Genomic DNA, 239 nt, shown 5'->3' on the forward strand with positions numbered 1-239 from the left:
CTGCAGACCGATCGCGACAACCGCCGCGAGGTCGCCGATCTGGAGGCGCTCTATGTCGCCACCGGCGGCGGACAGCTGGTGCCGCTGTCCACGGTCGTGAAGACCCAGACCACGGGCGACACGCCGGATCGGCGCCGCCTGGATCGCCAGCGCGCCATCACCCTGCAGGCCGACCTGAACCCCGGCATGACCATCGACGACGCGGTGCAGTTCTTCCGCGCCGAGGCCGCCAAGCAGCC

General features: G+C 71.1%; 1 protein-coding gene. It reads left to right on the top strand.

The features are described 5' to 3' along the window. Positions 1-239 (top strand): efflux RND transporter permease subunit (locus B2U11_RS14050; RefSeq protein WP_292072628.1); only part of this gene is annotated, 239 nt, incomplete at both ends.

The sequence above is a fragment of the Brevundimonas sp. UBA7534 genome (genome assembly GCF_002479325.1).
Lineage (GTDB): Bacteria > Pseudomonadota > Alphaproteobacteria > Caulobacterales > Caulobacteraceae > Brevundimonas.